The organism is Niabella aurantiaca DSM 17617, assembly GCF_000374125.1.
Lineage (GTDB): Bacteria > Bacteroidota > Bacteroidia > Chitinophagales > Chitinophagaceae > Niabella > Niabella aurantiaca.
On sequence record NZ_KB893635.1, the window covers coordinates 23,611 to 50,265 of the forward strand.

Below are 26,655 nucleotides of genomic sequence, written 5' to 3' on the forward strand. Positions count from 1 at the left end.
TAATTTACACGTTCTTTGCTTCCAATTGAAATGAAAACGATAAACAAAACCATATGAGTATTTTTACTGGAGAATTAATCGGAACTTTTTTTCTGATCATCCTGGGTAACGGCGTTGTGGCCAATGTTGTTTTGAACAAGACCAAGGGCAATAACAGCGGCTGGATCGTGATCACATTTGGCTGGGCCATGGCCGTTTTTGTAGGGGTGTTTGTTGCATCCAAAGCAAGCGGGGCCCATCTGAATCCGGCGGTGACCGCTGCGCTGGCCTGGCTTGGGAAAATTGAGCCCTCAACCATTCCGGAATATATCGGGGGACAGCTTTTAGGCGCGATGCTGGGTCAGCTGGGTGTTTGGGTGGCCTACCGGCAACATTACCTGGAAACAGATGATACGGGCCTGAAGCTGGCTACTTTTTGTACGGCTCCCGCCATCCGCAGTGCATTACATAACCTGCTCACCGAGGCAATAGGAACCTTCCTGCTGATCCTTTCCGTGTTGTTTATCATTGCTCCTTCCAATAGTTTAGGTGCCCTGGATGCCCTGCCGGTAGCCTTCATCGTGCTGGCCATCGGTTTAAGCCTGGGAGGTCCTACCGGTTATGCCATCAATCCGGTGCGCGATTTTGCCCCCCGGATCATGCATGCCATCCTGCCCATTGGCAAAAAAGGCAGCAGTGATTGGCGCTACAGCTGGGTCCCCATTGTAGGGCCCTTGCTTGGTGCGTGGCTGGCTGCAATTGTTTTTGAGCAGCTGATGTAGGGGGGTGAATTTGCGCAGATCCAAAGGCGTAGCGCGGCGGTCATATCACACACCGGCCTGTATAAATCGGGCACGATGACCGATGCGTTGCCCATCGGGGCGGGCACTTTCATGGCTTGTTCGGGGATGTTTACTACAAGGATCAACGCTGCAGCTTTTTAATAGTAAAAGGACCTTGACGCGCATGCGATGACTATGGGAACAGCAAGACAAAACAGGCGTTTGAAACAACCCCGGATAAAAGTATTATCATTTAAAACAAAAAGACCATCCCTGAACGTCTAAGTCGGTTAGTTTTATTACATCCTTTTGAAGAGCCGGCTGCGGCCCGCTGCGAAGCGGGCAATAAATGGTGCTACCGGAAAGGGTATAATTGCGCGCCGGGTTTAAAAAAAGATCCTTTCGCCTTTCGCCGTTGGGCTCTTGACGCCATGACCAGACCGCTTCAATGATGCGCTCAGGTAAAAAGCAAAAGAATCGTAATAACAGAAGGAGCCGGCAAGCTGGAATAAAAAGACGTATTGTATGTGCTACAAAAAAATTGCTTTTGCCATCCTGTGCATGCTGGCCGGTACCGCAGCACGGCCTCAGATCGTTTTAAAACAACAACGCGAGCTGTTTGCGGACAATTACCTGGTAGACAAAATGGCTGGTGTCGAAAACCGGTTGGGTGTACCGGTTGCGGCAGAAACCGCCATTAAATTTGACGCGGGCTGGGAGGGGGTCTTCAGCGGTGCGTATGTATCTGTTACGCATGACGGAAGTCTTTACCGGATGTATTACCGGGGCGTTGGAGAAACAGAGGATATAAAAAAGCAGGTGACCTGCTGTGCAGAAAGCCGGGATGGCGTCCATTGGCAAAAGCCGGCATACAGGCAATTCAAAATAAATGGTTCTTTAGAGAACAATGTGGTGCTTTTGGGTGATCGGCTGCAGGCAAGCCATAATTTTTCAGTTATCTATGATCAGAACCCCGCTGCAGCTCCGGGCGAACGATATAAGGCCGTTGGCGGGGTAGCGTCTTCCAAAAGGCGCAGTATGCGGGGGCTGTACCGGTACGTGTCGGCCGACGGTATTCACTGGAAGATAAAAGATTCCATACCATTGTTTCCGGATGGGTATGGAATGGATTCGCAGAATGTACTGGCCTGGCTGCCTTCAGAGCAGCAGTACGCAATTTACCTGCGGGTATGGACGGGTGATCATCCGGGGGATAGTACTCTCCTCAAAGGGGTACGCACCATTGCCCGGTCCGTATCCGAAGATTTTATTCATTGGTCCGAACCGCAGCGCATGCAGTTTGATAACGGCATCATCGAAGATCTGTACACCAATGCAACCCAGCCCTACTTCCGTGCACCGCAGCTCCTGGTATCCCTGCCCTTTCGTTTCAGCCCCCATGCGGTGGCGCTTACGGAAAGCGAAATGAATGAGAACGGCATAGCCAGATCAATGCGCAAGGGGATCTCGGATGCGGTGCTGCTGACCAGCCGCGGCGGCAATAACTATTCGCGGCCGTTTATGGAGTCGTTCATCCGGCCGGGCCTGGATGTGCACAATTGGGCAGCAAGAAGCAATATCCCCGCTTTGGGCGTGGTACCCACGGGGCAAAACGAGATGTCTGTTTATGTAACGCGTGCGTACGGAACAAAAGAATGCCATATTCAACGTATGACGTTAAGAACGGATGGGTTTGCCTCTTTACATGCAGGATATAAAGAGGGCTACGTACTCACCAGGCCGCTTCAACTGGACGGCAATAAATTTTTATTGAACTATTCAACGTCTTCCGTAGGGTATGTAAAAGTTGTTTTCCTGGATGAAAGCCTCCGCGAGATCGCAGGCTTTTCGGAAAGGGACGCAAAAAAGATGACCGGCGACCGGATTGATCAGGAAATAAGCTGGGGCTCCGCTTCGCTCGGCGAACTGAAGGGGAAAACGATCCGGATAAAGTTTATCATCCGGGATGCCGACATTTATTCTTTTGCGCTGTTCTGATCTAATGGTGCGTGCCTCCCGGAATGCATGAAAACAGCCTCCCTGAAAAGGTGTGACCCTCCAACAGGTCCGGATACCAACCCTGTTGTAATATTTCAAATCCTGATTGTATGTTTCCCCGGATCAAAACAGCAATAAATAGGACATGCTGTTTAACTCAGTAATCAATCAAAACATCTTGCGCGGGTCTGCGGTGCAGGAGCGGACCTGTGCAGTTCCGTTACTTGCCTGCTATGCTGCGGGTAAGCGATGGCTTCGCACGGCCCGGGAGGCCTGCGCGAGATGGTTGCTCCGCGTTTGTATCAGCCCCTAAATAAGGATCTGCGGAAAACGAAGCAAACGAATGTCCGAACCCATTTCCCGGGCGTCTCCTTCGGAAGACACCCGGGAAAAAATATTTTTCACGCGGGTGCACCAGGACATGCGCCTTTGTTTACAAAAGCTCAGGCCTGCGCAATAACGGTCTTGTCAACCTCAATTTTCCCGCGGACAACTTTAACCGCTGCCTTTTTATTTTTATAAGTTACCGTGCCATAGCCGGTAGCCGTACTTAAAAAGCAGGTAAAATCGCCAACCTTCGAGTCGATGTACAATGTTTTTTCCACGGCATCATACCGGAGGCCGGTGAGTCCTTGCAGCATTCCGTAGCTCGACATGGCGCGGGCATACCAATGCCCGCATTCGTATTCATTAAAAGGGTTCCGGATACGGCCGTCGTACCGGTCCCTGCAGGTTTTTACGATCTGGAGTCCTTGCTGCACCTGTCCCATCAGCATCAGGTGTGCCGCTACCTGGTACTCGATCCCCGTCCACACTTCGTTGCTGTAAATAAAAGGAAGGGATAGTTTGGCGCCTTTAGGCCAGCTGCAAAGAAGCAGTCCGCCCTCGTTGCCCATGGCATAAGTGGGCCGTTGGGGGTTTACGTGGTCTTCCAGGTTCTTTTTAAAATTGTATTGATGCACGGAGCGCAAATGACTCGTTACCTTTTCCGGGTCAAGAATGCCCTCCATGCCACACATCCGTGCGATCCAGTCGCCCAGTACACCGTCCGAAAGGCAGCCTTTTCCGTATTGGTATTTGGGCCCCTCTTTTTTCAGCAGTTCAAATGCTTCGGAAGAGTAGCTGCTTTTTGCAGCAGGGTCCTCCAGCGGGCTGCGGGCTTTCAGTCCGTTCCACTCTATTTGCTGGATGAAGTATTCCCCGTCGTACAGGGTGGTCTGCATATACTGCTGCCCTTTTTGCAAAAGCGCTTCATACCGGGAAACGTTTTCCCGCAGGTGTTTTCCCATCAGGATCATTGCCTGCAGGGCGCCCAGGTAAAAGCTGGTGCACATTCCGTCGGGTCCCCAGAACTCGATGTCATAGGTGTTGTGGTGTGGTTCTTCCACCACGCCCTTTTCTTTGGGGTCCCAGGTATCGATGCAGTAGTCAATGCTTTTTTTCACCAGCGGGTAAATTTTCCGTAGCCAGGCCCCGTCGTTACTGATGCGCCACTCGCGGTGCACTTTCATAATGCCGCCCAGCTGGCCATCTGCTGCCGCGTGAAAGGTATGCGTTGCATTGCTGATGGGTAAATTGGAGCGGAAGGTCTGGTGCCCTTTGTTATCCTGGCTTTCGCAGAACTCTGTGTTGCGCAGGCTTCTTTCCAGGCGGGGAAACAGATGGGGAATGGCCTGTGCGTAGTTCCACACATGCGTGCAACTGCCGTGGCAACAGCCATTGTCATCACTGCAGCCTTCCCAGGCCCAGAAACGGCCGTCATATTGCCGTTGTACGGTTGGGGTTTTAAGGATGGTTAAATTGGCAGCAACGGCCTCCATTACTTCCGGAGGCAGTGTGCTGGAATAAAAGCTGTCCCGGAAGAGCGCGCTGTCTTTGCGCAGTGCCGTATAATGGCTGCGCCAGTATTCGGTAACCTCCTCTATATTTTTAAAAAAGGAACTGTACCAGGGCTTATAATTCGGAAGCTCTTTTTTTTCTTTTTGCTCCAGACCAAAGTCGATGGCATTGCAGCAATTACCGGCATCACAGTCTTTGTCCGGTTCGGCTTGTTTGGCTCCAAAGTGCATGGCCGTGTCCGGCACATACCAGGCCATCAGTACCCGTATTGTCTTTGTAGCCCCGGGGGCCAGCTTAAGAGGAACAAGTAGGGAGGCCCCGGGAATATCGTCAGCGGCAGGGCCGGTATCGGCGGTATCGCCGCGTGCAATGGCGCCCCAGGCCATCGTAAGCGGGTCAAAGCCCCGGCCCCGGAACCAGCCGCGTTCTGTCGTTGCTGAAGGGTCGTCTGTATAAATGGCAAAATCCGCCCGGAGCTCAGGCTGCTGGTTCTTTCCTGCTGCGCTAAGGATAAAACCGCCTGCTGTTTTTTTGATCGTCCCCTGCTGTTCATTCCTTGCTACAAAATTCCTGCTGTTAAAAGAAAAGACCGCTTCTACCGTCTTTGTGGCGGTGTTCTTAAAGGTATATTCCAGGGCTCCCACCGGCATCGAAGAATGATCTTCATCATTGGGTATGAAGGGGCTCCAGCCGGTGAGCGTGGTTTTTAAGGGGATTTCTTTATCGGCAAGATCAATGGTTGCGAAGGGAAACCGGGCCAGGAAGCGAGCCGATCGAAAGCGGGGCAGTCCGTATGTGGATCCGGATGCTCCGTTGGCCGCGCCGCGCTGACCAAAGATCTTCCATTCGGGAACGGGCCCCTCAATGACTTTGGCAACCGGATTTGTACCCTTTACTGCAATGGCGGCAAAAATAGCCGGAGCGTTGAATACCTCCGGACGATGATAGATCGACATATGCGAGAGGGCCCCGGTGCCTTCCAGGCAAAACATGCCGGCACCGATGCCACCTATAGGGAAGGCTACCCGGCTCAAATGATCTTTTTGATAAAAACCATTATAGGTATGGGCATCGCTCCCGGGTATCATTTTTCCGGTTTCCTGGCCAGGCATATAGGCATCTCTGCCCGAAAGGGATACCGGACAGGCAGCAGCGAGCCCACCTGCTCCGATCTGTTTAATAAATGAACGTCTGCTCTTTTGGAGGGTTTTTGTCATGGCAATCGTGTTGTTATTGGAAGAACTAAGGTAGGAAAACATCCAATTTAATCGTATAAGCAATAAAAAAGTATGAGGATGCCATAAGAAAGTACAAGAAAATCATGAAGAAAAAGGATCGGGAAAAACGCGCGGATCCAGGCGATATCAATGATGCGGAAGGTCGCTTCCCTGCCGGAACCGAGATTTCATGAAAGAAAAAAAGTTCATTTTTTTATTATTACTTTTGTATCTCCCCGTGTTTACATTAATGATAATTTTTTGTTTATAACATGAAAGAAACTTCTTTATCACAAAAAGTTTATAGTGCCTTAAGAGACAAGATCTTATCAAACCAGCTCCTGCCCGGTACCCGTTTAAAGGAGGACCAGTGGGCAAAAAAGCTGGAGGTGAACCGTATTGCTGTACGGGAAGCGCTGAACCGGCTTTATGGCGAGAATCTGCTGAAGAAAGGGGAAAAAGGCGGGTATTATGTAAAATCCATGGAGGCCGGCGATATTCATGAGCTGCGTGAGTTGCGTGAGGTGCTGGAACTGGGTGCGCTCCGCCTGGCGATACAAAAGATCACGGCGGCACATATTGAGGAAATGAATAAGATCTGCGATGATTTTACGTCCATGTATAAGAACGGGTATTATGGCGGAGCCTGTGAAGCGGACGTACGGTTTCATGAAATGTTTTTTAATATTATCGGAAATGAAAAGCTGAAGAATGTTTACATCTCCAGTAACATACCGATCTTTCATTTGAAGCTGGGGCAGTCCAGCGCCTATATGAATGATTTTGAACTGACAGATAAGGAGCATCGTGCTATTTTGAATGCCCTTATCAAAAAAGACCTGCCGGAAGCCGAAACCCTGCTGGTAAAGCACCTGCTCAGGGGAGAAGTTTCTGCAACTGAAATCGAATAACACACCTTATTAACCGGCCGGGGCATCATCCGGCAAGGCCTCTTATTACAATAGCGCCCCAAAACTTGTTCATAGTTGGATTGTTCCCTGGGGTGCGGATCTGCATCCGTAGACGACCGGTTCCTTTTTCAGATACCGGGTACCCGGCCGGGTATGCAGTGTCACAGGGCTAAAAGCCCTGTTTCCATACCCTGTACGTTCTGCAAGGGCTGTCTGTGAATCATTAATGTTTACAATATTTGTTTAAAAATAACTACAATAAACAAACATTAACCGTCGACATATTCGCCAATAAAGATGCGCAGGGCGTTTCCCGGTTATTTTTTTTCAGATTCCGGAATACATTCGTTTTAAAAGAAAGTACGACCGTCCGGAAAGAAATTTTGGTGTAAAAGCAGTCATATAATATTAGTAATAAGCTAGTTGTATTTTTATAAGCTTCTGCTCACCCTGTCACCAGGAAACCGTTTTTGAGGCTCCGGTATTTCCGGATGATGTAAGATCGTATGCAAAAAATAAAAAATCATATCTATTTTTGTTTATAAAATAACCATATATTTGTAAATAAATAAGCGATTGCACACAGATAATTTAAGCATTTTGCCATCTTTTTAATCTTCATCATGGATAAAAAAAGAAACCAAACGATTGTTCTTTTTGCCAGAGTCATTCCGTTGCTGATGTGGATGCTGGTTGCCGGTAGCGCGTATGCGCAAAAAAAGGTTGAAGTGACGGGGATCGTAACAAGTGTGTCGAACAATCCGCTCCCAGGGGTAACGGTTCAGTTAAAATCGAACGGGAGTACGGGAACGATTACAGATATCAATGGCCGGTTTGTACTGGAGTTGCCGGATTCTTCGGTGCTTGTGTTCTCTCTGGTGGGGTATAAAACACAGGAGCTGGCTGCGGAAGAAAAACTGAAAGTGGTATTGGAGGAGGCATATCCAATATGGATGAAGTGGTGGTGGTTGCGTATGGCACGCAGAAAAAGCAGGAGGTGGTAGGGGCCGTTACCAGTATAAAGCCTTCGGAGTTTGATGTATATACCTACGACAAAAAGGGGAGCAGGTCGATCCGGGTAAGCTTATCGGGGGTTGTGTACGGAAGTGTATATGAGCAGTCATTGGTGAACCGCGGGATAAGATCCGCTGCAGTTTCGGGATCCGGTGCGCAGATCAACTGGTATGACGCGGGGGAAGATGCGGCTGCGGTAGAACTGACCTATACGGATAAGGATGGGGTACTGCATGTCATAACAGACCCGGCAACCACGGCGCAAACGGTACTGGAAAAAGATTTACAAGACTCCGAGATCACCTACCGGACCCTGTTTGTACCGGGCGGGAATGCCATTGATACCTTTTACACCAACCCGGATACGCTCATTCCATAGGCTTTTATAAAACGGATAAAAATTATTATCAGACGATTAAATCAACAGAATATGAAAAATGAAAATGACAAAAAAGAAAACGTGAATCTACCACCAGACAAGGCGTTCTCACGCCGGTCCTTCCTGCATGCAGCGGGTGCAGGCGCGGCCGCTTTCGGATTGCTCCAGATCGGCTGCACCGCAACCAAAAAGACACAGCAGAAGCCTGCAGCTGCTGACACCCCGAAGATCGCCGGTTTTGAGAAGGCCGCAACCGATGAAAGTGCTTCCAAAGACTGGGTGCCGGTATCCGACTGGAAGATCCGGGTAGGTCTGATCGGGTATGGCGTATGCAAATTTGCCGCCCAGTTTGGCTTCCAGGATCATCCAAATGTTGAAGTAGCTGCGGTGAGTGACCTGTTCCCGGATCGTTGTGCCGAACTGGCAAAGGTTACCCGGTGCAATAAAACGTATCCCTCCCTGGAAGAACTGATCAAAGACAACACGATAGAAGCTGTGTTTATTGCAACGGATGCGCCCAGCCACGCAAGACACGCCATTGCCGCGCTGGAGCACGGTAAGCATGTGGCCTGCGCGGTGCCCGCCGTATTTAATTCAGTGGAGGATGCCTATAAACTATATGATGCGGTAAAAAGGAGCGGTAAAAAATACATGATGTTTGAAACGTCTGCTTACCATGCTGATGTGCATGAGATGCGGGAACTGTATAAGCTGGGAGCTTTTGGCAAGCTCATCTATTCTGAGGGAGAATATTATCATTATTTTGGTACCCCGCTGGGCGGCTATAAAAACTGGAGGGAGGGAATGCCGCCGATGTTCTATCCTACCCATGCCACAGCCTATCATATCTGTGTTTCGGGGGCCAGCTTTACAGAAGTGTCCTGTTTGGGATTGCGCAGTACGGTGCCGCAATACCAGCCCTCCAACAATGTCTATAAAAGCGGCTTCGGAACCCAGGTAGCGTTGTTCCGGACCAGCGACAATGCGTCGTCGCGGATGACCATTAGCTGGGACACTCCGGGTTTTGGTGCGGAAGCCGGTCGTATAAGAGGCGAAAAAGGTTCTTATACCGGCAAATACCAGGGAATCGTTAAAGGGCTTCCGGCGGCTATTTCAAGGCCCCCCATTCCTCCCACCATGCAGCTGGGCGGGCACGGCGGCGCCCATGGCCCGCTTACCAATGAGTTTGTTACCGCCCTATTACAGAACCGGCATCCGCTTGTGGATGTAGCAACGGCGCTGAATTTGACCGTTCCCGGAGCAATTGCCCACGAGTCCTCACTGAAGGACGGTGAATGGATGAAGATCCCCCAGTTTAAAATGTGGTAAGGGGGGCGCCTCTTTTTATGCACTACTTAACGTAATAAATTTAGAAGAACAGAATGAGTAAAATAAGAAAAAGATCACAAACACTATTAGAAAAAAACCAACAATGGATCCCGGGTGGAGTGGTATCGCTGAACCGGAAATCGGATCCCAATATCTGCTTTAAAAGCGGCAGGGGCAGCCGGGTATGGGATGTGGACGGGAACGAATATATCGATTACCAGGCCGGTTTTGCGGCCACTTTTCTGGGGCATAATGACCCGGATGTGGATACGGCGGTTTTAAAGACGATTAAGGACCAGGCAGTGCTGATGGGTGCCGGACCTACGGAGCTCGAAGGCGAATTTGCGCAGCTTTTCTGTAAGAGTGTTCCTACAGTGGACAAGCTGCAAATCACCACTACGGGGTCAGAAGCAACCTATCACGCCATCCGTATAGCGCGGGCAGTTACCGGCCGGGATCATATCATCATCATGCAGGGCGGGTATAATGGCTGGCACAATGACGTAGCGGGAAATGTGATCAGCAACCTGCAGGACGTTGGCCCCCGGGTGAGCCCGGGAGCATATCCGTTCGACGCTTTATCCGCCGGCATTCCGGAACAGCACAAAAGCCTGGTGCACGTAATTAATTTCAACGACCTGGAATCCGTGCAATACATTACGAAGCGGTTTCCGGTTGCGTGTATCATTCTTGAACCGATCCTCCAGAATATCGGCATTGTAAAGCCCAAAAAAGGATATCTTGAAGGTCTGAGGAAAATGGCGGATGAAAAAGGATTTTTGTTGATTTTTGATGAGGTGAAGACGGGCTTCCGGCACGCCCTGGGAGGCTTCCAGAGTATTTGTGGGGTTGTTCCGGATTTGAGTACTTTTGGAAAAGCGGTGGCCAATGGGTATCCCATGGGCGTTATTGGCGGCAAAGCAGCATACATGGACTATTTCATTCATGAACAAAAGGAAAAGCGGGTGCTGATTGCAGGCACTTTTAATGCCCATCCGCTAACGACGGTTGCTGCAATCGCTACTTTAAAGAAGCTGTCGTCGCCGCAATTCAATGTTTATGCACATGTAGAGCGGCTTGGTAAAATGCTTGAAGAAGGATTGAACGCTATTTTTTCCGGTTATGACAAGTCCTTTTACGTAGCCCGCCAGGGATCTGCATATTGTGTGTATTTTATGGACCATGCTCCGGTAGACTTCCATGATATTGCTGTTCATAACGATTCGGCCTTTGATAAGGCGTATCGCTTAAAGCTGATCGACGAAGGAATTTTTAATTTCCCGTTGCCTTTTAAACAGGGCAGTATTTCGTTTGCGCATACAGAAAAAGACATACAGGAAACATTGGAAAAAACAGCTGCTGTTGTGGCCGCATTATTCAGCAAACGCCTCCAGCCCATTTAGGAAACCTGATTGAATCGTTCAACAATGAAAATAACGGCAATTGAAACTTACGTATGTAACGCCCGGATGCGTAACTGGATCTTTGTAAAGGTGGTGACGGATCAGCCGGGATTGTGGGGCTGGGGAGAGGCTACGCTGGAATGGCATACCCGTTCTGTGGTGGGAGCCATTGAAGATATTTCCCAGCTTTTAATTGGAGAAGATCCCAGGCGCATAGAATATTTGTGGCAAATGATGTACCGGCAGCATTTCTGGCATGGCAACGGTATTGTAAGAGGCACCGCCATCAGTGGGATCGACATCGCTTTATGGGATATACTGGGTAAGATACATGGAGTGCCCTGTCATGAGCTGATGGGCGGCCGTGTACGGGATTATATCCGCCTGTATTGCCACTTGGGCGGAGGAAAAATGGAAGATTTTTACGAAACCAGACCGGATGATGCAAAGCGATTTGGAGAACTGGCAGCCCGGGCGGTAGCAGACGGTTTTACGGCATTTAAGTCGATGGCTGTACCGGAAACCATGCCGCTGGAAGGGCTGGCACCGATACACTATGCCGAAGCCAATGTGAGCGCCATGCGTGAAGCCGTTGGCAGCAGCGTGGACATCATGGTGGATTGCCATGCGCGGCCCAGCCCCCGGATGGGGATGCAGTTTGCTAAGGCATTGGAACCTTACGGGCTTTACTTTTTTGAAGAGCCCTGCTGGCCCGAAACGCTGGAAGACATTGCCTTAATTCAACGGTCGGTTTCCACGCCCATTGCAAGCGGAGAGCGGTTGGTAACGATTCATGCCTTCCGCGAGCTTTTTGAAAGAAGAGCGGTTAGTGTGATCCAGCCGGATATTACGCATTGCGGTGGCTTGAGCGAAGCAAGGCGTATCGCTGCCATGGCAGAAGCCTATCGTATTGCAGTGGCTCCGCACAACCCGCAAGGCCCTGTGAGCACTGCCGCTTCAATTGAATTTGGTTTTGCCACGCCTTCTTATGTTATTTGTGAAAGCGTACATAATGATGTGCCCTGGCGGGCCGATGTGGTAAGCGAAGGATTTAGCGTACAGGAAAAAGGCCGGATCGTGCTGCCCAATACCCGGCCGGGTTTGGGAATTGAGATCAATGAAGCCGAAGTAAAAAAGCATCCTTTTCAGCAGGAAGTATTGCAGCGGACCTTTTATAAAGATGGCAGCGTAGGCGATTGGTAAAAACTGTGCAGCATATGGAAAAAATATTCAAAGACCAGGTAGCCATAATCAGTGGCGGCATGGGCGATATTGGTTTTGCCACGGCTCTTGCGCTGGCAGGCCGGGGCGCCCATATTGCCCTCTGTGATGTGTTGCCCCCGGCATCGGTGGTGGAAAAAATAAAAATAGTCGAGGATACCGGGGTAAGATGCACCTATGATGAAGTAGATATTGCAGACGCAGCGGCCGTACAGGCCTGGATGGATGCCGTTCATAATACCTTGGGCACAGCGCAGCTGATCATTGCGAACGCCGCGATCACCAGGGTAGGAGGCATTTATGACATTACACCGCAAGAATGGCGGCGGGATATAGACGTGAACCTGAATGGCGCTTTCTATCTCACTCAGGCAGCTACGGCGCTGCTTTTGAAGCACCGGCTCCCCGGACGCGTTGTGTTTGTGGGAAGCTGGGCGGGGGCACGTGCACATGCGTACATACCAGCCTATTCAGTGGCAAAGGCCGGTATGACCATGCTCTGCAAATGCATGGCGCTGGAGCTTGCGCCGCACCAGATCCTGGTCAATGAAATTGCACCGGGCTATGTGGCGGCAGGACTGACCGGGCAGATCTGGAAAGACAACCCCGAGAATGAAAAGGCGGCAAGAGCCCGAATTCCGGTGGGAACGGTGATCACAGCGGAGGAAGTGGCCGAACAGATCGTTTACCTCTGCGATCCTGCCAACCGGCAGATGACGGGAAGTACCTTATTAATGGACGGGGGCCTTTCTTTAACATAGAAGCAAATTTTTATGAAATTTAAAAACCGTTCTTCATACTATAACGCAGGTTTCAGCGGATGGATCGGAGCCGCGCAAAAAGACATTACCCCACCGGTGGGGATCTATTCCAAAAACTGGGGGGCGGGTAATGACAGCATAAAAACAGGCATTCATCACGGACTTTGTTTGACCTGTATCGTGTTTAAATCTGACGCTGCGGCAAAACCGCTGATCCTTATAGCGGCTGACCTGGGATGGTGGAGCGTTGCGGAGGACGAGCAACGCTTCCGGCAGGCGCTGCTAAAAGCGTTTGAGCTGGACGAGCCCGGGTTAATGATCTGCTTTTCCCATACGCATTCCGGTCCCAACCTGCTTACAGAAAACAGCGATAAGCCCGGCGGTGAATTGATTCCGGGATATCTTCAGCAGCTGCAGGCCCAGGCAATTGCAGCCATACAGGAAGCGATGGCAACCGCAGAGCCCGGCACCCTTTGCTGGAACTACGGCAAGTGTGGCCTCGCCCGTAACCGCGATCAGCCGGTTGAAGATTCTTCCAAAGTACTTGTAGGGTTTAGCCCCGGAAAAGATGCAGATGATACTTTGTTAGTAGGAAGAGCCACCAATGAGAAGGGGGCCATCATTGCAACCATTGTTAACTACGCCTGTCATCCCACCACATTGGCCTGGGAGAATAAGAAAATTTCTCCGGACTATATCGGCGCAATGCGCAGCCTGGTGCAGGAGCAGGCCGGGGGGCTTTGTCTTTTTCTGCAGGGCGCTTCCGGAGAATTGGCGCCGGCTGAGCAATATTCGGGAAACAACGAGCTGGCAGATCGTTACGGACGGTGGCTGGGATATGCTGTGTTGTCAATACTGGAATCTATGTTACCTCCGCAACAACAGCTCTGCTTTACAAAAACGATTGAATCCGGTGCCAGCCTGGCGATCTGGGAAAAACGTCACCGGGAAATTTCGGCAACGCTGGAGGCCCGGTTGCTTTATATAGAAATGGAGCTTAAGCCCCTGCCCTCCCTGCAGGAAATAGAAGCGCGCTGGAAAAATTGCGACGATCCTGTTTTAAAGGAGCGGCTTTGGAGGCAGCGTGCGATCAGGAGGAGCCTGGGTGAAAAAAATCCGGCCGCAATCCCTCTATGGATCTGGCGCATTGGTGAGTGTTGCTTCATTGGCCAGCCAAACGAGGCCTACTCGTGCTTTCAGCAGGATCTGAGACAGGCATTATCGCCTTTTCCCGTAGCAGTAATGAATGTAGTGAACGGTCATATTGGTTATCTGCCTCCGGCAGAAATGTATGATTTTGATATTTATTCGGTTTGGCAAACGCCCTTTGCCGCCGGCGCATTGGAAGCATTAACGGATGCTGCCGCCACAGAACTGAGGAACATAATGGATTTATAACAAAACTCAGATGATGAAAACGAATTTTGCACTGCTGGATATGATCATATTCGGCATATATATAGTCGCGGTTGTATTGATCGGGTTGTTTGTTTCAAAAAAGGGTGCTTCCACAAAAAGGGATTATTTTCTTGCCGGGGACAAACTGCCCTGGTGGATGATCGGGGGAAGCATTATGGCTGCTAATATCAGCAGCCATCAGCTGGTGGGCGTTATGGGCGTGGCCTATACCGAAGGCTTTGTAGCGGTAGCCATTGAATGGGGGGCCATTTTGATTGGTTACAACGCGCTGTTGTGGATCTTTCTGCCATACTACTTGCGTAATGGCTTTTATACAATGCCGGAGTTCTTACAAAAGCGGTTTGGAGGATCTGCACGCACCATTTATTCGATCCTTATTCTGTTAACGTATATCATCGTGGAAGTAGGTGCGGTGCTGTACCTGGGTGCTTTAACATTGCATTCATTATTGGGGATACCGGTCATCACCAGCGTGATCGTACTGGCTATAACAACCGGTGTTTATACCATTGCCGGAGGTTTAAGGGCTGTTATCTGGACAGAGATGATCCAATTGGTGGTACTTATGCTGGGGATGTTTGCCCTGTCCTATGTAACCATTGATGCGGCTGGTGGTTTTTCTGCAGTATTGGAAACAACCAAAGATTGGGACCTTCTGCGTCCCGCGAATGACCCTAATTTTCCATGGACGATGTATTTAGGCGGCGTTCTCTGCATCAGTATATTTTACAGCGCAACGAACCAGTTCATTGTTCAGCGGACGCTGGCGGCAAAGAATGAATGGCATGCAAGAATGGGTGTTGTTTTTGGCAACTACCTGAAATTTTTACTTCCCCTGGCAATTGTATTTCCCGCCCTCGTGGCTTCAAAACTATTTCCGGATCTGGAAAAACCGGATCTTCTTTTTGCAGTACTGGTAGAAAACCTTTTGCCTTCAGGTCTGGTGGGCCTGGTCATGGCTGGTCTTATTGCCGCAATTATGTCGCATATTTCAGGAGCCATCAATTCCTGTACTACCATATTAACAATGGATGTCTATTTGCCGTATGTAAAACCCAATGCTTCTGAAAAACAGTCGGTCTCTTTTGGGAAAATATCCGGTATGGCGGTCATTATTTTAGGAATTATCTGCAGTGGATTATTGCTGATGTATTCAGAGAAGCCGATCTTTATTTACCTGTTGAATGCATATGGATATTTTACACCGGGCATTGCCACCATGTTTTTAATGGGGATTTTATGGAAACGGGCCACCCACGCGGGTGCAATTGCTGCGGGCATTTTAACGATACCGCTTTCGCTTGCGCTGGAGTTTTTGTTTCCATCCATGCCGTTTTTCAACCGTACGGGAATTGTATTCTGGATTTGCATGATCGTTTGTGCCCTGGTGAGTTTGGCAACCAAACCCAAACCTGCATCCGAGTTGACCGGGTTGATATGGACCCGCCGGCATTTAAGGCTTCCTTCGGACCAGGCGGCACTGTACAAAGGCGTGCGAAACCCGGTAATATGGTGGGCAATTGTTACCGCGGTGGTTCTTTTTTTCTATGTCAGGTACGCCTGATATTCTGCAACAGGAGAAACGATTGTATGCGTAATATTGTCAATATCGGAATTGTTGGAGCCGGCTTTGGCGCGTCCTTCTATTTTCATCTGCATCCGGCCTGCAGGGTTGAGGCGGTGAGCGCCTGCTTTGAAGAAGAAAGACATTACCTGGGCAACACCTATAAATGCCGCAAGCAATATGCTTCGCTGGAAGAATTATTGAAAGATCCGGCTATCGATGCGGTGGCATTATTTACGCCTGCTCCCCTCCATGCGGAGCATACCATTGCTGCGCTGAATGCAGGGAAGCATGTACTTTGTGCCGTTCCCCTTGGTATGAGCATTGAAGAATGCCAAATGGTAAAACAAACCGCTGAAAGAGGAGCCGATGATGGTGGCTTTATAACAGCGGCCACTGTTGCGGAACAATACGACCAGCCTGAATGGTGGCAGACAGCGCTGCTCCCCGAGCCGCTCAGGATCGATAGTGGCCATGGCGGCTCGCACACTTTTTTGACCCATGAGTTCATTGATGCCATCGTCAATAACCGGAAGCCCCGGATCGGGATCGAGGAAGCAATGGCCTACACGCTGCCGGGCATTCTGGCGCATGCATCCGCAATGCGAAACGGTGAAACACTTAAAATACCCGCATATGGAATGCTTTAATTTAAGAGTGCCGGCCTGTGAGCTGGGTGAGGGCCCCGTTTGGGACCCGGAAAGACAATGCCTTTGGTGGGTGGACATCAACCAGGGAGCGGTACATCAATACCATATAGCCAGCGAAATTCATAGGGAAATAAAAACGGAAAACCTGTGCAGTGCGGTTCTGTTATGTGACTCAGGAAAACTGATCGTGACTTTAAAAGATGGTTTTGCCTACATGGATGCGGCTACCGGATCCACGGCCTGCCTGGCAAAAATTGAAGAGGACCTGCCGGAAAACCGGTTTAACGATGCTAAATGTGATCCGGCGGGACGTGTCTGGGCCGGAACAATGAACTACTGTAGCGGACAACCCGGGGCGGGAAATTTGTATGCATTAGAGGCAGAGCATACCGTTGTTAAAAAGCTAACGGATATTACCTGTTCCAATGGAATGGCCTGGAGCCCGGACCATCAGCTATTTTATTACATTGACAGTCCTACCCGGGAGGTGACCGCATTCAGTTATGACAAAGCAATGGGTACCATCAGTAACAAACGTACAATCATACAGATCCCCGAAACGCAGGGGATGCCGGATGGAATGACGATTGATGATGAGGGGATGCTATGGGTGGCTGTTTGGGGCGGCAGCTCGGTGATCCGCTATGATCCGTTTTCGGGGAAATGCCTTTCAAAAATACAGCTGCCGGTAGTGAATGTTACTTCCTGTACTTTTGGAGGTGAAAACCTGGAAGATCTATATATCACCACTGCAATGACCGGGCAAAGCGATGAAGCTTTAAAAGAACAGCCGCTCGCCGGTCAGGTATTTGTTTGTAAAAATACAGGGTGTAAAGGCCTGCCGCCTCATAAATTCCGGGACTAAGCAAGCCGCCCCCGGGGAATCAGGATGACATCTTCAGGGTGACCTTACATTGATTTGAAGGGCGGCAATTTGGAATGCACCCGTTGATCAGACACCCCCTGGTGTAATGAAAGTTTCCGTATATTAAGAAATTGTAAGCCGGAAATAAAAAGTGCTGTGCCGGGTGATTTTATTATTGAAAAGATCTTCCGGAAATGATCGTATAAAAACCTGTACAAATATGGAAAATAAAATTGCAATCATTACGGGTGCTGCAAGCGGTATCGGGTTTGAAATTGCCCGTGTGTTAGCTGCAGCTGATATAACCGTTGTACTGGCTGATTTAGACGGGGAGCAGGCTCAGAAAAAAGCGGGGATTTTATGTGAAAAAGGAGCAAAGGCTTTAGGTCTGGGTTGCGATGTTACCGATGAAAAAAGCCTGGAGAGCAGCATTCAATATGTGGCTGACAGGTTTGGCCGGTTGGATATATTTATAAGTAACGCCGGCCTGCAGCACATCTCCAGGATAGAAGCATTTCCTTCAGAGAAATTTGAGCAGCTGATAAAAGTAATGCTAACCGGCCCTTTCTATGCCATCAAGCATGTATTTCCCATTATGAAGCGGCAGCGGTTCGGCCGCATTATCAATATGTCTTCCATCAACGGGTTGATCGGTTTTCCGGGAAAAGCGGCGTATAACAGTGCCAAACATGGCGTCATTGGCCTCACCAAAGTGGCTGCACTGGAGGGTGCTGCGTTTGGAATTACTGTAAACGCTGTATGCCCCGGTTATGTGGATACACCGCTGGTACAAAGTCAGCTGGCTGGCCTGGCTAAAAATCGTGGCATTTCAGTAGAAAAGGTTTTAGAAGAGGTCATTTATCCGTTGGTACCGCAAAAACGGTTATTAAACGTAGAGGAGGTTGCGGAAGCTGTTTTGTTTCTTACGGGGGAAAACGCAAAGGGGATAACAGGACAATCGCTTGTAATAGACGGCGGCTATACAGCACAGTAGCCCCCAACGGATTTTCTGAATTCCGGAATAAAGGAAAAGCGTACTTTTCAGCGGCCCTGGATGCCCCGGGCTTACTCCCTGGCCCAATCCTTAAGGCTACGGGCAACAGCATCGATGTCTGCCTCCGTGTTATAAAAATGAATGCTGAAGCGGACCGTGCCATTACGCCCGGTAGTGATCACGTTGTTTTTAGAGAGATGCGCGTGCAATCCGTTCCGGTCTTCCGCAACAAGGATCGGGCTCCTGTTTTGCATATCAGGAACACCAACAACCGGAACAGCATACCGCAGCAATTGCTGCAGCAATATTTCTGTAAGGGCCCTGTTGTGCGCTTCGATCTGTTCCATGCCTTTTGCGGTCTTCTCTTCGATCGCTTTATTCAGCAGAGAGAAACCAAACATGTTTACGCCCCCGGGCTCGTAATTGGTAATGCTGGTATTGAGGTCGAAAGACAGATCGGAGAACCGGAAGGCATTGCTGTTCGCCCCGGATATTTTTGGGGGGTACAGCGCTGCAAATTCAGGATCCATATACAGGATGCCGGTGCCAAACCCGCCGTTCATCCATTTGTAATTGCTGGCAATGAGCACGTCCGGCAATATTTCCGGGATCGAAGTGGCAATGGCGCCCAGGCTTTGTGTGGCATCGATAAGGGTGCGGGCACCGTGTGCCCTGCAGACACTGCACAAGGCTTTCAGATCCAGCTTAAAGCCGGTATGCCATTGTACATGACTGATGGCTACGATGTCGATCTTTTCGGTTTTTATCAGCGACTCGATCTTGTTCAGATCAACCAAAAAGCCGTCCTCATCATCCAGCCAAACAATATTAAAATTATTGATCATGAACGGGATGTACACCGAAGGATAATCTTTCCGGTACAGCAGCACCTTTTCTTTGCCACTCAGGGCCTGCACCACAGCATTGAAACCGTATGAAAAATTAGGGATGAGCGCAATGTATTGCGGAGCGGTGTTCATAAACCCTGCGATATTGCCCTTAATGACCGGGCCTTCCAGGTCGCGCCAGTTTTCGCTGGCAATGGAGGCCCTGTTTTCAAAATGGTTATACAAACGCAGGCCTGCCTGCAGGGCATCATTGGCAATCAGGCCGCAGGCTGCAGTATTCAGATATACCGGTTTTTTATCTTCGGGCATTTTTTTAATAAAAGTACAAAGAAAGAGGGTTAGACCTAACAGGTCTTTAAGACCTGTTAGGTCTAACCCTCCTCAAAAATATAGGGGCCCCTTTTAACTAATCGATCTTCTCCGGCCGCATCTGCGGGAAGAACAGCACGTCCTGTATCGAGGGCTGATTGGTCAGCAGCATCACCAGGCGGTCCACACCAAAGCCGATCCCCGATGTGGGGGGCATGCCGTATTCCAGCGCCCGTAAAAAATCGTGGTCGATGTACATTGCTTCTTCATCCCCCCGTTCCAGCAGCTTGGTCTGCTCTTCAAACCGCTCGCGCTGCTCTACGGGATCATTGAGCTCCGAATAGGCGTTGGCGATTTCCTTTCCGTTGATCATCAACTCAAAGCGCTCTACCAGCCCCGGTTTGCTGCGGTGCTTCTTGGTAAGCGGGCTCATCTCCACCGGATAGTCAATAATAAACGTAGGCTGTACATAATGGGCTTCGCATTTAGCGCCAAAGATCTCATCGATCAGCTTGCCTTTGCCCATTGTTTTATCCACATGGATATTCAGTTCCCCGCAAACGGTACGCAGTCCTTCTTCATCCAGGGCGCTTACGTCGTGACCGGTATGCTCCTTAATGGCATCGTAAATGGATACGCGCTGAAAAGGCGCCTTAAAGGAAATGGTTTTGTCGCCCACCGGAACCTCTGTGGCGCCGCATACGTCCAGTGCCGCCTTTTCCAGGAGCTTTTCCGTGGTTTCCATCATCCAGTAATAATCTTTATAGGCCACATAGAATTCCAGAATGGTGAATTCCGGGTTGTGGGTTCGGTCCATCCCTTCATTGCGGAAGTTGCGGCTGAACTCATACACCCAGTCAAACCCGCCCACGATCAGTCTTTTTAAATAAAGCTCATTTGCGATGCGCAGGTAAAAAGGCACGTCCAGCGCATTGTGGTGTGTTTTAAACGGGCGTGCGGCGGCGCCTCCGGGAATGGATTGCAGCACCGGTGTTTCCACCTCCAATGCGCCCTCTTTATTCAGAAATTCCCGGATCGAATTTACCAGGCGGGTGCGTTTCAGGAAGGTCTCCCGCACGGCCGGGTTAATGATCAAGTCCGCATAACGCTGCCGGTATTTGAACTCGGGGTCGGTAACCTCATCAAATACATTGCCGTCTTCATCCCTTTTTACCACCGGCAGGGGTTTCAGCGATTTAGCCAGCAGGGTAAGGGTCTGTGTGTGAATGGAGGTCTCTCCCGTTTTTGTTATGAAAACATAGCCCGTCACGCCGATGAAATCACCCAGATCCAACCCGTGTTTTATCACGTTTTCCCAAAACGATTTATCTTCGCCAGGGCAAAGCTCATCCCGTTTTACATAGAGCTGGATAAGCCCTTGCTGGTCCTGGATCTTTATAAAGAACACTTTTCCTTTGTCGTTGATGCTCATGATCCGGCCGGCAAGGCTTACCTGGGCGAATGCTTCTTTTTTTTCTTCGGTAAAATTATTTTTGATGTCGGCGGAATAATGACTTACGGGAAACAAAGCCGCGGGGTAAGGGTCCACACCCGCCTCTTTTAATTTTTGTAATTTCTCCCTTCTTATTTTTTCCTGCTCGGAAAAGGATTGTATGCTCATGAACTGCTCCGGATTTTTATGAGCGGCAAAGATACTTTTTTAGAGAGATTTTCAGAGATTTCTCATTCCGGAGGCGGGTGCATGCCAAACAGGCTGTGGCGATGCAGTCCTTTATTGAAAAGATTGCCGGCCGTCCGGAGGGCGGATTTTGGAGAAAAGCACGTTATATTTATCTTTGTTCTAATATAAAAAGTATGTCCCAAAACCTGTACAAGACGGATAAGTTCTCAATCGAGTACATCCCTGCTGTCGATATTTTAAAGGGGAGCTTTTTGAAGTGCAGTACTTCTGATGAATATGTAAGCGCCATAAAGGCGTTTAAGGAGGTATATGAGCGGGTGCTTCCCCGCTACACGTTTTGGGACAATACCCGGTTCAAACACATCATCACGCCCGGGGAGCAGCAATGGACAGATGATTTTCTGAACTACCCGGGCGCGCAAAAAGGAGTTACCAAAAAGGTGGGGATCCTGGTGAGCCAGGATCTGCTGGCAATGCTTTCCGTTTATGAGATCTTTGAGGCCGGAAGGGCACCGCTGAGGCCTGGTTTCTTTGCGCATGAAGCGCAGGCGCTGGAATGGTTAACAAAAAAAGAGGAATCCACGGCCCCGCTTCCGGATAAAGACCCCGCCATTGCAGTAGGCTGGAATGCGGAAAAGGCCAAAGTGGTGATCCAGGTGGAGATGGAGGCCCAGGACCTTCCTTATTATATAAGCCGGTTCCGGCGGTTTTTAAATGATCATGATTTTTTAAAAAAGAACCTTCCGCTATTTCAGGAGCTGACCAGGCAGGAGCGCAAGATCCTGTCCATGATCATCGACGGGCAGCAGAACGGCAAAATAGCAGAACGGCTGTTTATTTCCTGCGAGACGGTGAAGACCCACCGGAAAAATATCATGCGCAAACTGGACTGCTCCAGCTTCCGTGAACTGGCCCGGTTTGGGCTGTTCCTTTAAGAAGGGCCGTTTAATCGCAGGATCCGGTCAAACAACGGTATACGTAAAAGACCGTTTAGAATTTTCCTGTGATCCCACGTGAACGGGCCACTGGTTATTCAGGTACACCCACCGGCCGGTCTTTCCTTGTTTATGTCCATACGAAGATTTGGAACAATACAACCGCGCAGAATCCGGCCCCGGAAAATACCTTTGCTTCCCCTTGCCGGAATCAACATCCCGGGTTTATCAAAACTACACATTTGCTATACGCACCATGCTCCTTCCTGCCGGATCGCTAAAATGAGATGCGTTTACACGACGCAGACCATTATGGAAATGATGATTTTGAATTCCCCGTCGTATCTTTAACGACCGCTATTTTCTTTGTAAACAAGGTTCTAAATAGCCATACAAATAAAAAGATAGAATGGAGTACACTGCCTTATTGCTGGATGTAGAGGAATATGTGCGGCAATACATTGCCGGTCATGCCAGGTCTGAGTTGTATTATCACAACCTGGAGCATATTGCCCATGCGGTTGCCGCGGCCAAACAGATTGCCGATCATTACCAGCTGCCGGAGAACGAATATGCCGTTGTGGTTACCGCTGCCTGGTTTCATGACCTCGGTTATTATGCAGGCGACCGGGTGGGACATGAGGAAACAGGCGCCGGTATAGCCGCCGGTTTCCTGGAGCAAAAAGGAGCAGATCGCTCCCTGATCGATGCGGTAACCGGCTGTATCCGGGCCACAAAAATGCCGCAGCGGCCGGCTAACCGCCTGGAGGCCATTGTATGTGATGCCGATCTTTTCCATCTGGGCACAGCAGGGTTTGACGCGTTCAATAAGCTGATGCGTAAGGAGGAAGAAGCGGCTTTTCAAAAGAAGATCTCAAAAGAAGACTGGCGCAACAGCACCATCCTGTTGTTGCAGCAGCATCGGTACCACACCGATTACTGCCGGTTGCTTTTAAATGATAAAAAACAGGAAAATCTGGAAAAACTACTCTCCAGGCAACAGGAAAAAGCAGCAGAAGCGGCAATGCCCGCCGGGGAAGGCGCCGGACAGGCTGTTACCGGCAAAAAGGGCATCAAAGAGCCCGGCCGGGGTATTGAAACGATGTTCCGGATCACTTCCACCAATAACCAGCGGTTGAGCGATATGGCAGACAACAAGGCGCAGATCCTCATTACTGTAAACTCGATCATCCTTTCGGCCATTATTACCTTATTGCTAAGAAAACTGGACGCCGATGACCCGCTGGTATATCCGACATTCCTGATCCTCGCAACAGCGGTGATCACCATGGTAGTGGGCATCCTGGCAACGCGGCCCAGCCTGCCCAACGGGGTTTTTACACAGGAGGAAGTCGACACAAAAAAGATAAACCTGTTGTTCTTTGGTAATTTTTACCGGATGCATCTCGACGAATATGCTTCCGGTATGCGAAAGATCATGGGCGATAAGGATTTCCTGTATGATACGCTGATCAAGGATGTATTTGCGCAGGGGGTGGTTTTGGGCCGGAAATATAAATTACTGCGCCTGGCATACAATATTTTTATGTTCGGGATCATTTTTTCCGTGATCGGGTTCCTGGTTGCCATGATCCTTAATGATTAACGGCCAACAATACGCAATGAAGAATTTGCAAAAATGGAACGACCGTGATATCAGCTGGCTACATTTCAACGGCCGGGTGCTGGAAGAAGCTGCAAAGCCGGATGTGCCGCTGCTGGAACGGCTCTTTTTCCTTTCCATCTACTCCTCTAACCTGGATGAATTTTACCGTGTCCGCATGCCGGTTCTGAAGGCGATCGGGCAACTGGAGGCCGGTGAAGAAAAGTCCGTTGCCGTCATTGATACCGTAAAAGCGCTGGTGAACCGGCAACAGCAGCAGTTTGGGAACATCTTACGGCAAGAGATCATTCCCGGGCTCGGGCGGGAAAAGATCCGGCTGGTATATAATGAGCCGGTTCCGGAACAGGTGGGTGCTATTGCGCGATCCTATTTTTTTGATGTGCTGACGGCCTATCTCACCCTCATACCGTTGGAGCATACAAAACCGGTCTTTCTTGAAAACAACAAACTGTATATGCTGGTGGACCTGGTGCAAAACAACCTGCAACGCCGCTGTATCGTAAACATCCCTTCCGACAAAGTATCCCGGTTTCTTCATACAGAGCACGATGGAACGACCTATGTGCTTTTCATCGATGACATCATCCGTCAGCAGCTGCCTTTTATTTTTAAGAATGCTAAAATAAACGGAGCCTATAATATTAAAATTACAAGAGATGCGGAGCTGAACCTCCAGGATGAATATGCCGGGGACATCGCAGTAAAAATAGAGGAGGAAATTCAGAAAAGGGATTTTGGCCTGGCTACGCGCCTTTTGTACCCGCCGGATCTGCCGCAACCCTTGCTGCGGACCTTCGTGAATGCGTATGGATTGCAGGGAGCCAATACCACTTCCGGCGGATATTATCACAATCTGAAAGATTTTCTTTCGTTTCCGGTAAGACCCGCGCACCTGCTTTACCCGCCGGAGCCACCATTTTCCATGGTTGCCGAAGTTTCGTCGCTCTTCGACCGTATTTCAGCGCGGGATTTCATTGTGCACACGCCTTACTGCTCCTACGACGCCGTACTGCGCTTCTTTAATGAGGCCGCCATTAACCCGGAGGTTGTGGAAGTGTACACGACCATGTACCGGGTGGCCCGCGATTCGAGGATCGCCAATGCATTGATCACTGCCGCAAAAAACGGGAAGAAAGTAACGGCATTTGTAGAGCTAAAGGCCCGCTTTGACGAAGCAAACAATATCCGGTGGGCCAAAACCATGAAAGCCGCAGGGGTAAAGATCATTTACAGCATTCCCAAGCTTAAGGTACATGCAAAAGTGGCCCTGGTTAAAGTGAACCGGGCCGGCCGCCTGAAGGATTATGGCCTTTTCTCCACGGGCAATTTCAATGAGTCCTCTGCCCGGATCTACACCGATCATATCCTGTTTACCGCAAAGCCGGGGCTGCTCCGGGAGCTGGAGCTGCTCTTTATCTTCCTGGCCAAACGGCGCAAGCCGCTTCCGGAGGAACGCTCCGTTTTCAGCACCCTGCTGGTGGCCCAGTTTAACCTGCAGGAAGAGTTCCTGCGGCGGATGGACACAGAGATCGCCCACGCCCGGAAAGGACTTCCCGCCGGCATTACCATAAAGCTGAACAATCTGGAAGAGGAGGTGATGATCTCCAAGCTGTACGAAGCCAGCTGTGCGGGGGTGCATGTGAACCTGATCGTAAGGAGTATTTGCCGGGTTGTGCCCGGTGTGGAAAACTTAAGCGAACGGATTAAAGTAAAACGGATCGTGGATCGTTATCTGGAACATGGGCGCATCTTTTTGTTTGAGAACAACGGCGACCCGCAGGTGTACCTGGGATCGGCCGATTGGATGAACCGGAACCTTTACCGGCGGATCGAGGTTTGTTTCCCGGTATCCGATCCGGAGCTTAAAAAAGAGTTAGTGACGATCCTGCAAATGCAGTGGGAAGACACAGCCGCCGCTGTTTGGGTCGGAGCAGAAGCACAGAACATACCGCAGCACGGGAACAAAAGCAGTTTCAGATCGCAAACGGGTGTTTACCTTTACTTAAAAGAAAAATACGGAAAATGAACAAACTTGGGATGCTGCTGTTTTGTCTTGCCACCATTGCCTGCAGGGGCCAGAAGGAATATACAAGCCCTGCGGGGTATGATCTTTCCCACCCCGAAACGCTGAAAATGCCGGCGGTACTGGATGAAATTTCCGGTATTAGCTTTGCTGACGGAAGCGATACGGTTTATGCCATACAGGATGAAAGCGGAACGGTATTTCATTTTAAACCCGGGGATAAGGATCTGGTGGCAACAAAATTTGGCAAGAAAGGAGATTATGAAGATCTTTCTGTATGGAATGACCGGCTGATTGTATTGCGCAGCGACGGGAGCCTGTACGGGTTTCCGGTGCAGGAAACCAGCCTGGCAAAGGCGGTAAATGTAAAGGAGTGGAAGAAGCCACTGCCCGAGGGAGAATATGAGGCGTTGTATGCCAATCCGGCGACCAATGAAATTGTGGTATTGTGTAAACAGTGTGCTGCAGACAAAAAGACGGGCAAGGTAAGCGGATATATTTTAGAACAGGTAAAGGATTCCCTCACTATTAAGAACCGGTTTGCCATCGATGCTTCGGCGCCTGGCAAAGGATCCTCTAAACATAAAGGAGCATTTAAACCAAGCGCGTTGACGCGGAACCCCCAAACGGGCCAGTGGTATATTTTATCGTCCGTAAACAAATTGCTGGTGCTGGCAGATCAGAACTGGCAGGTAACGGAAACGCATCGATTACGCCCCTCGCTGTTTTCGCAACCGGAGGGGATCGCATTTGATAAAGAGGGCAATCTGTTCATCAGCAATGAACGGGGACCAGATGGCAACGGAGCGATTTTGAAGTTTGAACGGAAATGACGTGAACCGCAAAGCACGCGGAAGATCGGCGATGATCGATGAAAGCGAGTTGCGTTGTACGTCGTTGTGAATCTTGCGAAACCCTTGTGTATTCCTTGCGGTTGAGAATAGACCGC

General features: G+C 49.8%; 21 protein-coding genes. 18 read left to right on the forward strand and 3 right to left on the reverse strand.

The genetic code is table 11. The features are described 5' to 3' along the window. The first annotated feature begins 53 nt into the window (after positions 1-53). Entirely contained in the window at positions 54-761 is a 708-nt protein-coding gene (locus B160_RS0113270) for an MIP/aquaporin family protein (RefSeq protein ID WP_018628411.1), read from the forward strand. Between the two features lie 525 nt (positions 762-1,286). Then, positions 1,287-2,759 (forward strand): glycoside hydrolase family 32 protein, encoded by a 1,473-nt coding sequence (locus tag B160_RS0113280; protein ID WP_018628412.1) that lies wholly within the window; start codon positions 1,287-1,289, stop codon positions 2,757-2,759. Positions 2,760-3,202: 443 nt separating this feature from the next. On the opposite strand, the gene B160_RS0113290 is transcribed toward B160_RS0113280, so the two are convergent. Further along, entirely contained in the window at positions 3,203-5,815 is a 2,613-nt protein-coding gene (locus tag B160_RS0113290; RefSeq protein ID WP_040679866.1) for a GH116 family glycosyl hydrolase, read from the reverse strand. A 272-nt stretch (positions 5,816-6,087) separates the two neighbouring features. Between B160_RS0113290 and B160_RS0113300 the strand changes: the two genes are divergently transcribed. The 12 genes from B160_RS0113300 (at position 6,088) to B160_RS0113365 (ending at position 18,325) form a co-directional block, all read left to right on the forward strand. Continuing rightward, positions 6,088-6,726, forward strand: a complete 639-nt coding sequence (locus B160_RS0113300) for a GntR family transcriptional regulator (protein WP_018628416.1) — start codon at positions 6,088-6,090, stop codon at positions 6,724-6,726. 623 nt (positions 6,727-7,349) lie between these two features. Beyond that, entirely contained in the window at positions 7,350-7,730 is a 381-nt protein-coding gene (locus B160_RS0113315) for a carboxypeptidase-like regulatory domain-containing protein (RefSeq protein ID WP_026309747.1), read from the forward strand. Beyond that, entirely contained in the window at positions 7,676-8,119 is a 444-nt protein-coding gene (locus B160_RS0113320; RefSeq protein ID WP_018628419.1) for a DUF4998 domain-containing protein, read from the forward strand. Before B160_RS0113315 ends, B160_RS0113320 begins: the two co-directional genes overlap by 55 nt. Before the next feature lie 51 nt (positions 8,120-8,170). Continuing rightward, positions 8,171-9,448 (forward strand): Gfo/Idh/MocA family protein, encoded by a 1,278-nt coding sequence (locus tag B160_RS0113325; RefSeq protein WP_018628420.1) that lies wholly within the window; start codon positions 8,171-8,173, stop codon positions 9,446-9,448. A 53-nt stretch (positions 9,449-9,501) separates the two neighbouring features. Further along, complete coding sequence (locus B160_RS0113330) at positions 9,502-10,851, forward strand: aspartate aminotransferase family protein (RefSeq protein WP_018628421.1); 1,350 nt, start codon at positions 9,502-9,504, stop codon at positions 10,849-10,851. A gap of 24 nt (positions 10,852-10,875) precedes the next feature. After that, entirely contained in the window at positions 10,876-12,054 is a 1,179-nt protein-coding gene (dgoD, locus tag B160_RS0113335; RefSeq protein ID WP_018628422.1) for a galactonate dehydratase, read from the forward strand. Positions 12,055-12,068: 14 nt separating this feature from the next. Continuing rightward, positions 12,069-12,833: an SDR family NAD(P)-dependent oxidoreductase gene (locus tag B160_RS0113340; RefSeq protein ID WP_040679868.1), complete on the forward strand. Its 765-nt coding sequence runs from the start codon at positions 12,069-12,071 to the stop codon at positions 12,831-12,833. A gap of 12 nt (positions 12,834-12,845) precedes the next feature. Then, a complete protein-coding gene (locus B160_RS0113345; RefSeq protein ID WP_018628424.1) occupies positions 12,846-14,231 on the forward strand; it encodes a hypothetical protein in 1,386 nt (461 codons plus the stop codon). A gap of 10 nt (positions 14,232-14,241) precedes the next feature. Then, on the forward strand, positions 14,242-15,816 hold the full coding sequence (locus B160_RS0113350) for an SLC5 family protein (protein ID WP_245562204.1): 1,575 nt from the start codon (positions 14,242-14,244) through the stop codon (positions 15,814-15,816). Between the two features lie 26 nt (positions 15,817-15,842). Continuing rightward, entirely contained in the window at positions 15,843-16,466 is a 624-nt protein-coding gene (locus B160_RS0113355; RefSeq protein ID WP_018628426.1) for a Gfo/Idh/MocA family protein, read from the forward strand. Next, positions 16,453-17,331 (forward strand): SMP-30/gluconolactonase/LRE family protein, encoded by an 879-nt coding sequence (locus tag B160_RS0113360; protein WP_018628427.1) that lies wholly within the window; start codon positions 16,453-16,455, stop codon positions 17,329-17,331. Before B160_RS0113355 ends, B160_RS0113360 begins: the two co-directional genes overlap by 14 nt. A gap of 220 nt (positions 17,332-17,551) precedes the next feature. Beyond that, the gene (locus tag B160_RS0113365; protein ID WP_018628428.1) at positions 17,552-18,325 is read left to right on the forward strand and encodes a 3-hydroxybutyrate dehydrogenase; all 774 of its coding nucleotides are present in this window, start codon (positions 17,552-17,554) and stop codon (positions 18,323-18,325) included. A 71-nt stretch (positions 18,326-18,396) separates the two neighbouring features. Here the strand turns inward: B160_RS0113365 and B160_RS0113370 are convergent, their stop codons facing one another. Further along, complete coding sequence (locus tag B160_RS0113370) at positions 18,397-19,482, reverse strand: aminotransferase class V-fold PLP-dependent enzyme (protein WP_018628429.1); 1,086 nt, start codon at positions 19,480-19,482, stop codon at positions 18,397-18,399. 97 nt (positions 19,483-19,579) lie between these two features. Then, complete coding sequence (lysS, locus tag B160_RS0113375; RefSeq protein ID WP_018628430.1) at positions 19,580-21,103, reverse strand: lysine--tRNA ligase; 1,524 nt, start codon at positions 21,101-21,103, stop codon at positions 19,580-19,582. A gap of 194 nt (positions 21,104-21,297) precedes the next feature. On the opposite strand from lysS, the gene B160_RS0113380 reads away from it, so the two are divergent. The 4 genes from B160_RS0113380 (at position 21,298) to B160_RS0113395 (ending at position 26,539) form a co-directional block, all read left to right on the forward strand. Further along, positions 21,298-22,059, forward strand: a complete 762-nt coding sequence (locus B160_RS0113380) for a helix-turn-helix transcriptional regulator (protein ID WP_169540063.1) — start codon at positions 21,298-21,300, stop codon at positions 22,057-22,059. 409 nt (positions 22,060-22,468) lie between these two features. Then, entirely contained in the window at positions 22,469-23,665 is a 1,197-nt protein-coding gene (locus tag B160_RS0113385) for a Pycsar system effector family protein (protein ID WP_018628432.1), read from the forward strand. Between the two features lie 16 nt (positions 23,666-23,681). Beyond that, positions 23,682-25,709: a polyphosphate kinase 1 gene (ppk1, locus tag B160_RS0113390; protein ID WP_018628433.1), complete on the forward strand. Its 2,028-nt coding sequence runs from the start codon at positions 23,682-23,684 to the stop codon at positions 25,707-25,709. Further along, positions 25,706-26,539: an SdiA-regulated domain-containing protein gene (locus tag B160_RS0113395; protein WP_018628434.1), complete on the forward strand. Its 834-nt coding sequence runs from the start codon at positions 25,706-25,708 to the stop codon at positions 26,537-26,539. The genes ppk1 and B160_RS0113395 overlap by 4 nt, the downstream gene beginning before the upstream one ends. Positions 26,540-26,655: the final 116 nt, after the last annotated feature.

Bases quoted from the DNA above. Each gene is read 5' to 3' on its own strand.
- B160_RS0113290 (WP_040679866.1), bottom strand. From the start codon at position 5,815: ATGACAAAAACCCTCCAAAAGAGCAGACGTTCATTTATTAAACAGATC.
- B160_RS0113370 (WP_018628429.1), bottom strand. From the start codon at position 19,482: ATGCCCGAAGATAAAAAACCGGTATATCTGAATACTGCAGCCTGCGGC.
- B160_RS0113330 (WP_018628421.1), top strand. From the start codon at position 9,502: ATGAGTAAAATAAGAAAAAGATCACAAACACTATTAGAAAAAAACCAA.
- B160_RS0113315 (WP_026309747.1), top strand. From the start codon at position 7,350: ATGGATAAAAAAAGAAACCAAACGATTGTTCTTTTTGCCAGAGTCATT.
- B160_RS0113270 (WP_018628411.1), top strand. From the start codon at position 54: ATGAGTATTTTTACTGGAGAATTAATCGGAACTTTTTTTCTGATCATC.
- B160_RS0113325 (WP_018628420.1), top strand. From the start codon at position 8,171: ATGAAAAATGAAAATGACAAAAAAGAAAACGTGAATCTACCACCAGAC.
- B160_RS0113320 (WP_018628419.1), top strand. From the start codon at position 7,676: ATGGATGAAGTGGTGGTGGTTGCGTATGGCACGCAGAAAAAGCAGGAG.
- B160_RS0113340 (WP_040679868.1), top strand. From the start codon at position 12,069: ATGGAAAAAATATTCAAAGACCAGGTAGCCATAATCAGTGGCGGCATG.
- B160_RS0113365 (WP_018628428.1), top strand. From the start codon at position 17,552: ATGGAAAATAAAATTGCAATCATTACGGGTGCTGCAAGCGGTATCGGG.
- B160_RS0113360 (WP_018628427.1), top strand. From the start codon at position 16,453: ATGGAATGCTTTAATTTAAGAGTGCCGGCCTGTGAGCTGGGTGAGGGC.
- B160_RS0113385 (WP_018628432.1), top strand. From the start codon at position 22,469: ATGGAGTACACTGCCTTATTGCTGGATGTAGAGGAATATGTGCGGCAA.
- B160_RS0113345 (WP_018628424.1), top strand. From the start codon at position 12,846: ATGAAATTTAAAAACCGTTCTTCATACTATAACGCAGGTTTCAGCGGA.
- B160_RS0113350 (WP_245562204.1), top strand. From the start codon at position 14,242: ATGATGAAAACGAATTTTGCACTGCTGGATATGATCATATTCGGCATA.
- B160_RS0113355 (WP_018628426.1), top strand. From the start codon at position 15,843: ATGCGTAATATTGTCAATATCGGAATTGTTGGAGCCGGCTTTGGCGCG.
- lysS (WP_018628430.1), bottom strand. From the start codon at position 21,103: ATGAGCATACAATCCTTTTCCGAGCAGGAAAAAATAAGAAGGGAGAAA.
- B160_RS0113300 (WP_018628416.1), top strand. From the start codon at position 6,088: ATGAAAGAAACTTCTTTATCACAAAAAGTTTATAGTGCCTTAAGAGAC.
- B160_RS0113395 (WP_018628434.1), top strand. From the start codon at position 25,706: ATGAACAAACTTGGGATGCTGCTGTTTTGTCTTGCCACCATTGCCTGC.
- ppk1 (WP_018628433.1), top strand. From the start codon at position 23,682: ATGAAGAATTTGCAAAAATGGAACGACCGTGATATCAGCTGGCTACAT.
- dgoD (WP_018628422.1), top strand. From the start codon at position 10,876: ATGAAAATAACGGCAATTGAAACTTACGTATGTAACGCCCGGATGCGT.
- B160_RS0113380 (WP_169540063.1), top strand. From the start codon at position 21,298: ATGTCCCAAAACCTGTACAAGACGGATAAGTTCTCAATCGAGTACATC.
- B160_RS0113280 (WP_018628412.1), top strand. From the start codon at position 1,287: ATGTGCTACAAAAAAATTGCTTTTGCCATCCTGTGCATGCTGGCCGGT.